This window comes from Bradyrhizobium sp. IAR9, assembly GCF_013408065.1.
In the GTDB taxonomy this organism is placed as follows: Bacteria; Pseudomonadota; Alphaproteobacteria; order Rhizobiales; family Xanthobacteraceae; genus Bradyrhizobium.
The window spans coordinates 317394-331185 of sequence record NZ_JACBZW010000007.1 but is presented as its reverse complement, the minus strand read 5'-3'; the positions used below and the strand labels follow the sequence as shown (position 1 = coordinate 331185).

Below are 13792 nucleotides of genomic sequence, written 5' to 3'. Positions count from 1 at the left end.
TCCTCCCGCCCTCGCCGCTTCCCGGGCGATTCGGCCTGCACGGTCCGCAAGGCCTGGGAACGATAGGGTCAGAGCGGGCGGGGAGTAAAGCCGCGGGGCCGGAATGTCGCACTTCGCAGGGTGCAGACCATTGGTATCGCCACATCCGGATGCTAGGAACAGGCACACGAGCAATCGATAGCGAGACCGTATGTCCTTCCGAAATGTCTTTGCCGCCGCCCGCGCTTTTGCGCTCGTTTTGTTTTTCGCCTTGTCCGGAGTCCTGGCGTCTTCCGAGCCGGCTTCCGCGCTGACCGCCGCCGCGACAGTCCGCGACGGCAACTCCATCCAGCTTGGCGACGTCACCTACCGGCTTGACGGCGTCGACGCGCCCGAGCTCGACCAGGTCTGCATCGACGACCACGCCGATTCCTGGACCTGCGGCATCGAGGCTCGCGACCAGCTGGCGAAGCTGATCAACAAGCGCTCCGTGCGCTGTGACGATGTCGGGCCGGAGAAGAGCTTTGGCAAACGGCACCGGGCGATCTGCACGGCCGAGGGCGACAAGGCCAGCCTGAACGAGCAGCTGGTCAAGCTCGGCTTTGCCGTCGCCCGCGAGCCGATCAAGGCGAACGTCAAGCCGGCCGTGGCCGAGGCCAAGTCGGCCGCCGCCGGGATCTGGAAGGGCTGTTTTGTTGCGCCGCAAGACTTCCGCGCGGGCAAGAAGGACGGCGCACTGCTGGGCGCCGCCTGCCGTCCGGACCGCGACAAGGAAATTCGCGCTGTGCTGTTCCCGGAGGAACTGACGATGCCGCCGAGTTGCAGCATCAAGGGAAAGCTCGCGGTGCGCGCACGCGTCACCGGCAACATCGGCATCTATCATCTGCGGGGTTGCCCGAGCTACCCCGCGACCACCAAGCCGGACCGCTGGTTCTGCTCGGAGGACGATGCCCAGGCGGCCGGCTTCCGCAAGGCCTACAACTGCCGCCGGCCGAAGTGAAAAATTCCCTCACGCATCCGTGAGTAGTAGTCCATGACCGTATTGATCCGGAATTGAACCCCTTCGCGAGTTGCTGCACTCATAAAGGTACGCAAGCGCTTGCGCGGGCGTTTCCTTGGCAGCAATCCGGCTCCGGCCTGATTGCCCTGCTTGGGCGTTTCCTCCCTAGACTTGGGCCGCTTGTCACAACAAGCGGCTCTTCTTTTTTGGGCGGTGCTATCACTGCATCCGCATGATCTGGTCCATCGGCGGCATGTTCGCGTTCAGATGCGCCATGATCCAGACCGTGCCGCCCACCACCAGGAAGACCACCAGCAGGCCGAAGGCCAGCGCCAGCACGTTGTTGGTGTTGTCGGGACCGGTCGTGATGTGCAGGAAGAACACCAGATGCACCCCCATCTGCGCGATCGCCAGCACGATCAACGCAACCGGGATGGAGGGTTGCCAGACCAGATCGGTGCCCGCGATGAAGAACGACGTCGCCGTGAGCAGCAGAGCCAGGACAAGGCCGACGACGTAGCCGAGAATGCGGGTGCCGACGCTGTGTTGCTCTTCCTCGCCCGGCGCGAGGTCGTGGTCGCTCCGCGCGTGGCTCTGATCGCTCATGCGGCACTCCCAAGCAAATAGACGACGGAGAACACCCCGACCCAGACGATGTCGAGCGCGTGCCAGAACAGCGCAAAGCACATCATCCGGCGCAGGACGTCGGCGCGGAAGCCCTTGGCAAACACCTGGGCCATCATGGTGAGGAGCCACAGCACGCCGGCGGAGACATGCAGGCCGTGGCAGCCGACCAGCGAGAAAAACGCCGTCAGGAACGCGCTGCGCGACGGGCCGTAGCCGCGCGCGACGAGATCGACGAATTCGCGGAACTCGATGACGAGGAATATCAGCCCAAGCACGCAGGTCACGGTCATCCCGAGATAGAACCAGAACCGGTTGCGCACATCGGCCGCAATGCTGGCCATGCCGCAGGTAAAGCTCGACAACAGCAGGCACACGGTCTCGATCGCGACGTTCCTCTGCTCGAAAATCTCCGAGCCCTTCGGGCCGCCGGCAGTCTGCCCGGACAGCACCGCGTAGGCCGCGAAGAAGCAGGAGAACATCACGATGTCGGAGAGCAGGAAAATCCAGAAGCCGTAGGCGGTCACGATCCGCTTCGAAGCGGGTCCGGGATGCTCGATCACGAGCCCGATGTGATGGGGATCGGCATGCGCGTGGCCGGCGGTCGCAGTCATCGTCATCAGACCGCCCCCGCCATGCTGACGAGGCTGCGTCGTTCCTCGAGATTGATGCGGTCGATCGCTGCGACCTCCTCCGCGGGAATGACGTATTCGTCATGGTCGCGCCAGGCGAAAACGACGAAGGTCGCGAATGCGCCGAGACCGCCCAAAATCACCATCCACCAGATGTGCCAGATCAGTGCAAAGCCCATGACGGTGGCGAAGAACGCGCATACGAAGCCGGTCGGGGAATTCCGGGGCATCTCGATGTCCTGATATTCCGGCCTGTCGCGTTCGAGCGATTGCTGCTGGGCATGGACTTTCATGTCCCAATAGGCGTCCTCGCCGCGCACATCGGGATTGAAGGCGAAGTTGAACACCGGCGGCGGCGACGAGGTCGCCCATTCCAGCGAGCGGCCGTCCCAGGGATCGCCGGTACGGTCGCGCAGCGCCTCGCGGTTGCGGATGCTGACCACGAGCTGCATGATCTGGCAGATCACCCCGATCGTGAGCACGGCCATGCCAATTGCTGCAACGATCATCCAGGGCCGCCACGCCGCGACGTCATAATGCTGCATCCGCCGGGTCATGCCGAGCATGCCGGCGATGTAGAGCGGGATGAAGGTGATGAAGAAGCCGAGAAAGGTGAACCAGAACGCCAGCTTGCCCCAGCGCTCGTCGAGGCGGAAACCAAACGCCTTGGGAAACCAATATTCGAAGCCGGCGAAGGCGCCGAACAACACGCCGCCGATGATGACGTTGTGGAAGTGCGCCACCAGGAACATGCTGTTGTGAAGCATGAAGTCTGCGGGTGGCACCGCGAGCAGGACGCCGGTCAATCCACCGATGATGAATGTCACCATGAAGCCGACCGCCCAGAGCATCGGCGTCGCGAAGCGGATGCGGCCGCCATACATCGTGAACAGCCAATTGTAGATCTTCACGCCGGTCGGCACCGCGATGATCATGCTGGCGATGCCGAAGATGGCGTTGACGTCCGGCCCTGCCCCCATCGTGAAGAAATGATGCAGCCAGACCATGAAGGAGATGACGCAGATGGCCATGGTCGCAAGCACCATCGAGCGATAACCGAACAGCGCCTTGCCGGAGAAGGTCGAGACCACCTCGGAGAAGATGCCGAAGGCCGGCAGTACCAGGATGTAGACCTCCGGATGTCCCCAGGCCCAGATCAGGTTCATGAACATCATGACGTTGCCGCCGGCCTCGTTGGTGAAGAAGTGAAAGCCGAGGTAGCGGTCGAGCAGCAGCATCGCGAGCGTGGCGGTGAGGATCGGGAAGGCCGCGACGATGAGCAGATTAGAGGCCAGCGTGGTCCAGCAGAACATCGGCATGCGCAGATAATTCATGCCCCTAGTGCGCAGCTTCAGCACCGTGGTGACAAGGTTGATGCCGGCGACCAGCGTGCCGACGCCGGATATCTGCAGCGACCAGGCGTAATAGTCGACGCCGACGCCCGGCGAATAGGACAGCTCCGACAGCGGCGGAAAGGCGAGCCAGCCGGTGCGCGCGAACTCGCCGATCACGAGCGAGAGATTGACCAGCAGCGCACCGGTCGCGGTCAGCCAGAACCCGACCGAGTTGAGCGTCGGGAAAGCGACGTCGCGCACGCCGAGCTGCAGCGGCACGATCAGGTTCATCAGCCCGATCACGAACGGCATCGCCACGAAAAAGATCATGATGGTGCCGTGCGCCGAGAAGATCTGGTTGTAGTGCTCCGGCGGCAGGTAGCCCTGCGACTGGTAGGCGACGGCCTGCTGGATCCGCATCATGATGGCGTCGCTGCCGCCGCGCAGCAGCATCACCGAGGCCAGCAGGATGTACATGACGCCGATGCGCTTGTGATCGACGCTGGTGATCCATTCGCTCCAGAGATAGGGCAGATGCCCCTTCACCACGACCCAGGTCAGCACGCCCAGGATCGCGACCAGCACCACTGCACCCGCGACCAGCGGGATGGGCTGATCGAACGGAATGGCCGACCAATCGAGCTTACCGAGCATCGTGGCCTCCACTGTGCGGACGGCCTGCATCGGAGAGCAGCTCCGGCCCCGGTCCCGGCGGAATGTGCTGGGTCGCGATCAGATCGAACAGGCGGGGATCTTCCAGGCGATAGATCGGCCTGCCCTTCTCGACGCCCTGCTGCATCAGCTTCTTGTAGCTGTCCTCATTCAGCACGGCATCGGTCTTCGCCGTGGCCGCCACCCATTCAGGAAAGGCGAGCGGCGAGACCACGTTGACGTCGAACATCATGTCGGGAAAGCCGTCGCCGGAGAAATGCGCGGACAACCCCTGCAGCTTGCCTTCGTTGTCGGCGCGCAGGTTCAGCTTCGTCACCATGCCGTTCATGGTGTAGATCATGCTGCCGAGCTGCGGGATGAAGAACGTGTTCATCACGCTCGACGACGTCAGCTGAAAGTTCAGCTCGGCGCCGGCCGGCACGGTCAGCGTGTTGACGGTGGCGATGCGCTGGTCCGGATAGATGAACAGCCATTTCCAGTCGAGCGAAACTGCTTGGATCCGCACCGGGCTTCCGGTCCCCGGCACCGGTGCTGCGGGATCGAGTTGATGCGAGCCGATCCAGGCGACGCCGCCGAGCAGGATGACGGTGAGCGCAGGGATCGCCCACACCACCATCTCGACCCGGCCGGAATAGACGAAGTCAGGCTGGTAGCGCGCTTTTGGATTCGAGGCGCGAAACCAGAACGCAAAGCCGAGAATCGCGAAAATGGTCGGCACCACGATCACGAGCATGATGAAGACGGAATCGACCAGAATGGTGCTGTTGGCCGCAGCCACGGGCCCTTGTGGGTCGAGCAGATTCATCGGCAAGCCACTGGCGGTTGGGAAGCCCCGGGACAGAGCCTAGCGCGGGAAAGGCTCCGCAACAAACGCGGCGGCCTCAGAACGGTTCCTGAACCGCAAGGGCCAGCCATGCGCGTTGGGCCCGCGCAACATGCAATTCCATGCGATGTCAATGACATGAACGCAGAGACCGCGCCCTTCTCCCCGGTCGGGACGATTGCTAATCTGCACGAAAATAATGAGAAATACGGGATCAGGGAGTGAACCGAGATGCGCTTGAAGGACAAGGTCGCCATCGTCGTCGGAGCCGGGCAAAGCCCCGGCGAAGGCATGGGCAATGGCCGCGCCACCGCGCTGACCTTCGCGCGCGAAGGCGCAAAGGTCTTGTGCGTCGATCATCATCTGGAATCGGCGCAGGAAACGGTGGCGATGATCACCGCGAAACATGGCACCGCCGCGGCCTTCAAGGCCGACGTCACGAAGTCGGCCGACATCAAGGCGATGGTCAAGGACGCCCAGTCGCGCTGGGGCCGGATCGACGTGCTGCACAACAATGTCGGCGTCAGCCTGTCCGGCGGCGATGCCGAGCTGCTGCAACTGACCGAGGAAGCGTTCGACCGCGTCGTCGCCATCAATCTGAAAAGCTGCATTCTGGCGGCAAAAGAAGTGATCCCGATCATGCGCGCGCAAGGAAGCGGCGCCATCATCAACATCTCCTCGATGGCGGCGATCACGAATTATCCTTACGTCGCCTACAAGGCGACGAAGTCGGCGATGATCGCCTTCACCGAACAGCTCGCCTACCAGAACGCCGAATACGGCATCCGCGCCAACGTCATCCTGCCCGGCCTGATGAACACCCCGATGGCCGTCGACACCCGCGCCCGCGAATGGCACAAGACCCGCGCCGAGGTCGAGGCCGAACGCGACAGCAAGGTGCCGCTGCGCAAGAAAATGGGCACCGGATGGGACGTCGCGAACGCTGCGCTGTTTTTGGCGTCGGATGAGGCAAACTTCATTACGGGCGTGACGCTGCCGGTGGATGGTGGAGCCAGCGTGAGACGAGGGTAGGTCTTCTCCCTCTCCCCGTTCTTACGGGGCCGCGACCAGCTTCGCTCGCGCTGAGAGCGCCGGGGTGAGGGCCACCTCCGCAAACTCAATAGAAGGACTCGCGGAGACTCCCCCTCACCCGCCGCGCTCTGGCGCGCAATTGCGCTGCCGAGCGCGTCGGCCTCTCCCCGCACGCGGGGAGAGGCTAAGTGAGCTGGCTCAGCGCGAATGCGTCACCCGCCAGATCGTGCCGTTGCCATCCTCCGAGATCAGCAGCGATCCGTCCGTCGCCACCGCGACTCCCACCGGCCGCCCCCACACTTCCGTGTCGCTGACGACAAAACCCGTGACGAAATCCTCGTACTCACCCGTCGGCTTGCCCTCCTTGATCCGGATGCGGATCACCTTGTAGCCGGTGCGCTTCGACCGGTTCCAGGAGCCGTGCTCGGCGGCGAACGCGTCGCTCTGATACTCGGGCGGAAACTGCGTGCCCTGATAGAAAATCATGCCGAGCGAGGCCGAGTGCGGCTGCACCAGCACATCGGGGACCGTCACCTTGTCCTTGATATCCGGCCGCGCACCGGCGTGGCGTGGGTCTTCGTTGGCGCCGATATAGAACCAGGGCCAGCCGTAGAACGCGCCTTCCTTCACGCTGGTCACGTAGTCGGGCACGAGATCGTCGCCAAGGCCATCGCGCTCGTTGGTCGAGCACCAGGGCAGACCGGTCTGCGGCTGGATCGCAAGGCCGACGCAATTGCGGATGCCGGTGGCGTAGATCTTCCGCTCCTTGCCATCGGGATTGAAAGCCAGCACCGCCGCGCGTTCGGTCTCGCTGGCCCAGGCTGCGCCGAGCGGTTGCGTTTTCGACCACGCCTCCATCCCGCCCGGCGGCGTGCCCAAACCTTCCGCAACGTTGCTGAGCGAGCCGACGGAGACAAGCATACGCTTGTTGTCGGGCGTGAAGACGATGTCGCGGGTGGAATGACCTCCGTCATGCGGCAGGCTCGGCACGATCGTCTCGGCCTTGCCGCGCGCCTTGAGATCGCCGGCCTGATAGGGAAAGCGGACGACGCTATCGGTGTTGGCGACATAGACCCATTGCGGATTGTCCCCGTTCGGGAAGAAGGCGATGCCGAACGGCTGCCTCAGGCCGCTGGCAAACACCTCGTTGGTCGCGAGCTTGTTGCCCTCCCCGGCCCGCAACACACGGATGGTGCCGGCCCGCGTCTCCGCGACGAAGACGTCGCCATTCGGCGCAACCCTGATGATGCGTGGCGCGCGCAGGCCTTCGGCGAACAGTTCGATCTTGAAGCCCGGCGGCACCTGGAGCACAGCCTCCGACGGACGCGGCACCACGCGCGACGAGCTTGCGACCGACCGCGTCGCGCCGGGCCTGACCAGATCCCGCGGCCGGATCAGCCTGACCGTGCCGGGCTTGTCAGCCTGCCAATCGCCATAAGCGTCCTTGCCCTGCAACACCGGCTCGGCCTGCACACCGGTGGCAACCAGCAGCCCCGCGAATATCGCGACGGACAAAATTCTGCTCTTCAAATTGTCCTCCCGGCCTGCAATCTCGACCATCGATACCACCGCGGCAGGTCGAAGCTCTGCCGCATCCCACGTCAGCTGATGCCCGCACGATGTGCATCAGCTGCGCCCATCGTACTGGAAAACACCGCGGATAGGTGCGACACATTGTAAGGGCGGGGGTTGCGGTCATCAAAGCTGCGGCATCGCTGTCGCAATTGACGGGATGATCATGTGGGGATCCATCATATCGGAATGGGCGAGCCTGCTGCTGCGCTGGCTCCACGTGGTGGCGGCGATCGCCTGGATCGGCAGTTCCTTCTATTTCATCGCCCTCGACCTCAGCCTCAGGCCCAAGGGCAACCGAACGAGTGACCTGCCCGACGGCGTCCAGGGCGAAGCCTGGCAGGTCCATGGCGGCGGCTTCTACCGGATCATGAAATATCTGGTGGCTCCCAACCAAATGCCGGACGAGCTGACCTGGTTCAAATGGGAGGCCTACACCACCTGGCTGTCCGGCTTCGCACTGATGGTGGTGGTGTATTATCTCGAGGCCGATCTGTTCCTGGTCGACAAGTCGATCCTCGATCTCACGCCGTTCCAGGCCGGCCTGTTCAGCCTCGCGAGCCTGGCTCTGGCGTGGCTGCTCTATGAAGCCGCCTGCCGTACCGGCCTTGCCCAGCGCGAGCTGCCCTTCGCCATCGGCGGCTATCTGTTCCTGGTCGCGCTGACCTATGCCTTCACCCATGTGCTGAGCGGCCGCGGCGCCTTCAACCAGATCGGCGCCATCATCGGCACCATCATGGTGGCCAATGTCTTTGCGCTGATCATCCCCAACCAGAAGAAGATCGTGGCCAGCCTGATCGCGGGACAGGCGCCGGATCCGAAGCTCGGCAAGGCCAGCAAGGAGCGCTCGGTCCACAACAACTACCTGACGCTGCCCGTGGTCGTGCTGATGATCAGCAACCACTACCCCCTGCTCTATGCCACGCGGTTCAACTGGATCATCGTCGCTATCATCCTGGCGCTGGGGCCCGTGATCCGCCACTTCTTCAACGAGCGCCACGCGGGGCGCAAATCGCCATGGTGGGTGTGGGGCGTCGCGGCAATCGGCGTGATTGCGATCCTCTTCCTCTCCGCCGCCGGACCGCGCGAGGTCAAGTCCGGCGCGCTGCCGACACAGCCGACCCTTGCCGCTGTCGAGGAGATCGTGACGTCCCGTTGCAGCATGTGCCACGCCGCCGAGCCGGTCTGGGCCGGCATCGTGACCGCACCGAAGGGCATCCTGCTCGATGCGCCCGAGCACATCCATCGCAACATCCGCCTGATCGGCCGCGTCGCGGCCTGGTCGAGCGCGATGCCGCCGGGCAACATCACTGAAATGACCGGCGAGGAGCGCGCGATCCTCGCCGCCTATCTCGAGCAGGCCCGCTGATGCTGCCCGCGCGGCGACAGATCATTTCGCGGAATGAAATTCCGCATCTCCCACTGAATTGAAAATGACTTGACCGCCTATCCGGCGTAGACAGGACCAGCGGCCGCCGACGCGGCCCAAAGTCATTTGCATGCGCGGGGAAAGAACAGTGGCCCTCAAGAACGTCATCGGTATCGACCACGCTGTGGTCATGGTTCAGGACCTCGACAAGGCCGCCGAAAATTATCGGCAGCTTGGCTTCACCGTGTCGCCGCGCGGCACCCACAGCGCGCATATGGGCACCGGCAATTACACCATCATGTTCGACCCCGATTATATGGAGCTGCTCGGCGTGCTCGTCGCGACCGAGCACAACGCACCGGCGCGCGCCTTCCTCGACAAGCGCGGCGAAGGCATCGAGCGCATCGCTTTCACCGCGGTCGATTCCGCCGCCGGCGCGGAAGAGATCCGCGCGCGCGGCCTGGCGCCGATCGGCCCGACCGATTTCGAGCGCCCGGTAACCTTGCCCAACGGCACGGTCTCGGCGGCAAAATTCCGCACCTTCATGTGGCCGACCGCGGAAGCGCCGGGCGGGGTGCGCATCTTCGCCTGCCAGCACAAGACGCGCGAGACCGTGTGGATTCCCGAATTGATGAGGCACGCCAACGCGGCAAAGCGGATCAGGCAGACGCTGATCGCAACCCCGGAGCCGGCAAAGGACGCCGCGCATCTCGGCCGGCTGATCGACCGCGAACCGACCGCCGAGGCCGACGGCGCGGTCACGGTGCCCTCCGGCGGCGATCGTGCCGACTTCGTCTATCTGACGCTGGACCAACTCGCCAAACGCTATCCGGGCGTTCCGCTCGCGGGCCTTTCCGAGCGCGGCGGCGCGGCGCTGGTGCTCGCCAGCGGCGACCTGGCAGCGACCGAGAAGGCCCTGGGTTCGGCAGCGGTGCGCAGCGGGCCGACGATCTGTGTGCCGCCGGCCAAGGCCAACGGCACCCTGCTCGCCTTCATTGCCGGCTGATTTGAACTAATTCTTCAACGCGTGTTTACCCGGCGGCTCTAGGATTCCCTGCAATCCAAGCCACCGGGTCCAAACGCATGTTCAAAGAGGGATCGCCGATCGCCTATGACGCGCCGGCCGAACTGAAGAAGTGGCCGTCGCTGAAGGGCGAGAGGCAGAAGGACCGAGGTCCGCCTTATCTCGTCTACAACGGCACGCTCGCCGACTGCGTCCGCGAGCTCATGGGCAAGCCGATCAAGGGCATCTCGCTCTACGACATCATGACGAAGCCGCAAGCGGCCTTCGATCAGACCGTGCTGTCGCCGGGCGATGCCGCCGAGATGGCGATGCGCAAGGATTTCCCAAAGGACTAGCAAGGACTAATTCGCGGCGCGCTTGCCGGCCGTCTTGCCCTTCTGCTTCGAGGAAGATTCCGTCGGCGCATCGAGGAAGACGACGGGCGTACCGCGCTTGGTGTTTTCGCCGAGCGTGCGGGCGTCCCAATTGGTCAGCCTGACGCAGCCGTGGGACGCCGACTTGCTGACCCTGTCGGGCTCCGCCGTCCCGTGGATGCCATAGCCCTGCGCCGACAGGCCGATCCAATACGAGCCCACGGGATTGTTGGGACCCGGCTTGATGTCGAAGGGTCTTTTGGATTTCACACTCTTGAACTTGTACTCCGGATTGTAGTGATAGGTCGGCTGCTCGTTGATGCCGGTGACCTTCAGCGTCCCCGTCGGCGTCGGGCGATCCGGGCTGCCGATTGATGCCGGGTAGAACGCGACCAGACGACCAGAGCCCTCGTAAGCCTTCAGCGTCGCGCGCGTCTTGTCGATCTCGATCCGAGCGATGCGCGGCAGCTCCCGCCGCGCCGGCACGTTGGCCACGGCAATCGCCTCGCCAGCCTTGTCGAATGACTTGCCCGGATTGAGCGCCTTCAACAGCTCTCCGCTCATGTGGAATTTTTCCGCGAGCCCTTCGAGCGGGCTGGTGTAGCTCAGCGCGTCCAGCGACTTCATGTCATCGAGCTTGGCCGGTAGCTTCTTGAGGAACGGCCCCTTCACGTCCGCGTCGGTGATCTTATAGTCGACAACGACAGGCCCCTCACTCACTGCGGTCAGCTTGTCCCAGAGTTCAGGGGCAACGACCTTGTCGAAGGCCATTCCGTTCTGCTCGGCGAACGCCTTCATCGCCTTCTGCGCGTTCTCGCCGAACTTGCCGTCGATCTGGCCAGGAGAGAACTGCGCACGATCGAGCAGAATCTGCAGCTTCGTCACCGGCGCGTCGACCTTGTCCGCGGCCGGCTGCTTTTCCGGCCGCGCGGCCTCGTTCACCGCTTTCGCATCGAGATGGCCCGCGAGCACCGGGCAGACGAACCACATCGACATCACCGCGCCAAGCAGCCACCGCCTCATGATCGCTCGTCCCATTCTAAAAATAATGATCCGCAAAACCGCGGGCAGTTTCTTCTTGGGAACACCGTAGTAACACCGAAGGAACCAACGAGACCGCAGCTTTGCCGCAATCAGACGGTTAAGAACTTCTTATCGCCGGCGCACCGCTGGCCGTTCATCCCACAGTTCGAGGTTGTCTCCGCAAATGCGATTTGTCATCGCGGCTTGCGCCGCGTTCATGATTCTGATGTGCGACCTCGATCCGTCGGCGTCCCGGCAAACATCAACTTTCGACCGCGCCGTTATTCAGAACAATCGGGCCTCCCCACTTGTTCCGGTGGTCGAGCTCTTCCTCGCAAGTGTGCAGGCCATCGAGCTCGCCAACGCGCGTGCCGCCTATGAGCAGGTGATCGAGCCGCCCCGGGCGGACGAGCCAGCCCTACAGGCGCCGGTTTCCCCGACCGAGCGATTTTGCCATGCGCTGCGCGAGGCCGCCGAGGCCAGCGGCATTCCCGTGCCATTCTTTGCCCGCCTGCTCTGGCAGGAGAGCCGCTTCAAGTCCAACGAGGTGAGCCAGGCCGGCGCTCAGGGCGTGGCGCAGTTCATGCCCGGGACGGCCGCCGAAGTCGGGCTCGACGATCCCTTCGATCCCATGAAGGCGCTGCCCGCATCGGCAAAATTCCTGCGCAAGCTTCGCGACGATTTCGGCAATCTTGGCCTCGCCGCGGCTGCGTATAATGCCGGTCCCGGCCGCGTTCAGAAGTGGCTCGCCAAGGAGAGCGAGCTGCCGCGTGAGACGCGCGACTATGTCCGCATCATCACCGGTACCAAGGCTGAGGACTGGACCGAGCGGTCCGAGGCGCTCGCGATCAGGATCGACTTGCCGCGCGAGGCGCCATGCGAGGGCATCGGCAGCCTCTCCAAGGCCAAGGATATCGCCTGGGTTCCGGTCAACCTGACACCTTCAGTCGCGACCATTATTCGCAAGGCCGAACAGCTTGCGGCGCGCCTGTCGACCAACCGCGCGCGCAAGCGGCTCGTATCCCTGCTCCACAAGAACGCCTCGGCCCGTGGCAAGGCGAGGGGCATGATTGCAGCGCGCGTGGCGAAGGGCACCAAGGCTCGCGCCATCCGCATCGCGGCGCGCGAACGTTCGGCGATCTGACGCACAAATCGAGAAGCCGCCCGATGGGCGGCTTCCGACGGCTGAGAACTAGTCGATCTCCTCGATCACGCGTCGTTCGCGAGGCTCGATGACATAAGTCCGGGTATCGCGATGGATGTAGCGGTACTCCCGCAGGTCGGGCGCATCCCGATAAACCGTGCTCGGAAATTCCTCGACCTCGACGCTATCAGGGACGCGATCGCCGACATGGATCTCGGTGCGTGCGGTGCTTCCGGTGGTCTGCCGTTCGCTCCGGCTCTCGGGACGCGCTTTCGCATGCTTGCGGATCGCATCGCGATCGCGGTCAGAGAACTTGCTTGCGCTGCGCTCGCGGGTGGTCGACGTCGTCGTTGCCGTGGATTTCCCCGAATACGGCAGCACCGTCACGATCTTGTAGGTCGCCGGATCGACCACGACGATCTCATCCTTCACCAGCGCGAAGCTGTAGCCGCGATATTGCGGCACGATCTCGACCACGTCAGGCGGCAATGTCGACAGATGCACATCGCGCGGCACGACCGTGCCGACATTCAGCGAGAAATTGACACTGGTCAGCGGCCGGACGTTCAGATGCGAGATCGAGGTGCTGATCTTCGTCTCCTGCTGGCGGTTCAGATTGACGTTGGTCTGCGCGGCCGCCTGAGAGTTGGTTCCGGACCGCTCGCCCTGCGCCTGATTGCCGGCTGGCGCCGTCGGCGCCTGCTGAGCCTGGTTGGTCCCGGATGCAGCGGGCGCCTGCTGCGCCTGATTGCTATTGGCCGGTGGCGGATTGGACCGATCCTGCGCCTGGTTCGTGTTTGCCGGCGGCGGGTTGGCGCCCTGCTGGGTCGCGGGCTGGTTACCGGTCGTGTTCGAGCTTGCCGTGCCGCTCTGCGGCCGCGAAGTGTCCGTGCTGTTCGCAGCATTGTTGGATGTGCCGGAATTGGCGGCCCCGGAGGATGGCGCGGTGCTCTGCGTCGTCTGTGCCGAGCTTCCTGTCGACGGTGATTGCTGCGGCTGCGATGTGGTCTGCTGCGGGCCGGCCGCACCAGACGGTGCGGTGGTGGACGGCGCCGTGGAATTGGATTGGGATTGCGGCGTCTGCTCGGACTTGGTGGGCGATTGCGCGAAGGCGGCGTTCGCCAGCACCAGCCCTAATGCGGTGGTTGCCAACAGGCGGATCATGGTTCACTCCCTTTTATCAAATGAACGTTGGCTACTAACCTGCGCTA

At 63.9% G+C, this 13792-nt stretch carries 13 protein-coding genes; 6 read left to right on the top strand and 7 right to left on the bottom strand.

Going from position 1 to position 13792, the window contains the following annotated elements:
* The first annotated feature begins 190 nt into the window (after positions 1-190).
* Positions 191-979, top strand: a complete 789-nt coding sequence (locus GGD67_RS21010; RefSeq protein ID WP_179735506.1) for a thermonuclease family protein — start codon at positions 191-193, stop codon at positions 977-979.
* 219 nt (positions 980-1198) lie between these two features.
* Here the strand turns inward: GGD67_RS21010 and cyoD are convergent, their stop codons facing one another.
* From cyoD to GGD67_RS20990, 4 genes are read right to left on the bottom strand one after another with little or no spacing between them, the layout of a single operon-like run.
* Complete coding sequence (gene cyoD, locus GGD67_RS21005; RefSeq protein WP_018322693.1) at positions 1199-1585, bottom strand: cytochrome o ubiquinol oxidase subunit IV; 387 nt, start codon at positions 1583-1585, stop codon at positions 1199-1201.
* Positions 1582-2223, bottom strand: a complete 642-nt coding sequence (locus GGD67_RS21000) for a cytochrome (ubi)quinol oxidase subunit III (RefSeq protein ID WP_179735504.1) — start codon at positions 2221-2223, stop codon at positions 1582-1584. Before GGD67_RS21000 ends, cyoD begins: the two co-directional genes overlap by 4 nt.
* Positions 2223-4223 (bottom strand): cytochrome o ubiquinol oxidase subunit I, encoded by a 2001-nt coding sequence (gene cyoB, locus GGD67_RS20995; RefSeq protein WP_179735502.1) that lies wholly within the window; start codon positions 4221-4223, stop codon positions 2223-2225. The genes GGD67_RS21000 and cyoB overlap by 1 nt, the downstream gene beginning before the upstream one ends.
* Positions 4213-5046, bottom strand: coding sequence for a cytochrome ubiquinol oxidase subunit II (locus GGD67_RS20990; RefSeq protein ID WP_179735500.1), 834 nt, complete (start codon positions 5044-5046; stop codon positions 4213-4215). The genes cyoB and GGD67_RS20990 overlap by 11 nt, the downstream gene beginning before the upstream one ends.
* A 249-nt stretch (positions 5047-5295) precedes the next feature.
* Here GGD67_RS20990 and GGD67_RS20985 point away from each other — a divergent pair, with 249 nt between their 5' ends.
* The gene (locus tag GGD67_RS20985) at positions 5296-6096 is read left to right on the top strand and encodes an SDR family NAD(P)-dependent oxidoreductase (RefSeq protein ID WP_018322689.1); all 801 of its coding nucleotides are present in this window, start codon (positions 5296-5298) and stop codon (positions 6094-6096) included.
* Positions 6097-6294: 198 nt separating this feature from the next.
* Here the strand turns inward: GGD67_RS20985 and GGD67_RS20980 are convergent, their stop codons facing one another.
* Positions 6295-7656 carry a PQQ-dependent sugar dehydrogenase gene (locus GGD67_RS20980; RefSeq protein WP_409411121.1) on the bottom strand — a complete coding sequence of 454 codons (1362 nt, stop codon included), beginning with the start codon at positions 7654-7656 and terminating at the stop codon, positions 6295-6297.
* Positions 7657-7834: 178 nt separating this feature from the next.
* On the opposite strand from GGD67_RS20980, the gene GGD67_RS20975 reads away from it, so the two are divergent.
* From GGD67_RS20975 to GGD67_RS20965, 3 genes are all read left to right on the top strand, one after another.
* A complete protein-coding gene (locus GGD67_RS20975; RefSeq protein ID WP_179735498.1) occupies positions 7835-9037 on the top strand; it encodes a urate hydroxylase PuuD in 1203 nt (400 codons plus the stop codon).
* Between the two features lie 148 nt (positions 9038-9185).
* On the top strand, positions 9186-10043 hold the full coding sequence (locus GGD67_RS20970; RefSeq protein ID WP_179735496.1) for a VOC family protein: 858 nt from the start codon (positions 9186-9188) through the stop codon (positions 10041-10043).
* Positions 10044-10120: 77 nt separating this feature from the next.
* Entirely contained in the window at positions 10121-10396 is a 276-nt protein-coding gene (locus GGD67_RS20965) for a hypothetical protein (RefSeq protein WP_018322685.1), read from the top strand.
* Positions 10397-10402: 6 nt separating this feature from the next.
* On the opposite strand, the gene GGD67_RS20960 is transcribed toward GGD67_RS20965, so the two are convergent.
* A complete protein-coding gene (locus tag GGD67_RS20960) occupies positions 10403-11437 on the bottom strand; it encodes a L,D-transpeptidase family protein (RefSeq protein ID WP_179735494.1) in 1035 nt (344 codons plus the stop codon).
* A gap of 184 nt (positions 11438-11621) precedes the next feature.
* On the opposite strand from GGD67_RS20960, the gene GGD67_RS20955 reads away from it, so the two are divergent.
* Complete coding sequence (locus GGD67_RS20955; RefSeq protein WP_179735492.1) at positions 11622-12581, top strand: lytic transglycosylase domain-containing protein; 960 nt, start codon at positions 11622-11624, stop codon at positions 12579-12581.
* Positions 12582-12629: 48 nt separating this feature from the next.
* Here GGD67_RS20955 and GGD67_RS20950 read toward each other — a convergent pair whose 3' ends face one another.
* Entirely contained in the window at positions 12630-13745 is a 1116-nt protein-coding gene (locus GGD67_RS20950; protein ID WP_179735490.1) for a DUF1236 domain-containing protein, read from the bottom strand.
* Positions 13746-13792 lie beyond the last annotated feature (47 nt).

Coding starts and splice junctions, on each gene's coding strand:
- cyoB (WP_179735502.1), bottom strand. CDS start 4,223: ATGCTCGGTAAGCTCGATTGGTCGGCCATTCCGTTCGATCAGCCCATC.
- GGD67_RS20985 (WP_018322689.1), top strand. CDS start 5,296: ATGCGCTTGAAGGACAAGGTCGCCATCGTCGTCGGAGCCGGGCAAAGC.
- GGD67_RS21000 (WP_179735504.1), bottom strand. CDS start 2,223: ATGACGATGACTGCGACCGCCGGCCACGCGCATGCCGATCCCCATCAC.
- cyoD (WP_018322693.1), bottom strand. CDS start 1,585: ATGAGCGATCAGAGCCACGCGCGGAGCGACCACGACCTCGCGCCGGGC.
- GGD67_RS20960 (WP_179735494.1), bottom strand. CDS start 11,437: ATGAGGCGGTGGCTGCTTGGCGCGGTGATGTCGATGTGGTTCGTCTGC.
- GGD67_RS20980 (WP_409411121.1), bottom strand. CDS start 7,656: ATGGTCGAGATTGCAGGCCGGGAGGACAATTTGAAGAGCAGAATTTTG.
- GGD67_RS20975 (WP_179735498.1), top strand. CDS start 7,835: ATGTGGGGATCCATCATATCGGAATGGGCGAGCCTGCTGCTGCGCTGG.
- GGD67_RS21010 (WP_179735506.1), top strand. CDS start 191: ATGTCCTTCCGAAATGTCTTTGCCGCCGCCCGCGCTTTTGCGCTCGTT.
- GGD67_RS20955 (WP_179735492.1), top strand. CDS start 11,622: ATGCGATTTGTCATCGCGGCTTGCGCCGCGTTCATGATTCTGATGTGC.
- GGD67_RS20950 (WP_179735490.1), bottom strand. CDS start 13,745: ATGATCCGCCTGTTGGCAACCACCGCATTAGGGCTGGTGCTGGCGAAC.
- GGD67_RS20965 (WP_018322685.1), top strand. CDS start 10,121: ATGTTCAAAGAGGGATCGCCGATCGCCTATGACGCGCCGGCCGAACTG.
- GGD67_RS20990 (WP_179735500.1), bottom strand. CDS start 5,046: ATGAATCTGCTCGACCCACAAGGGCCCGTGGCTGCGGCCAACAGCACC.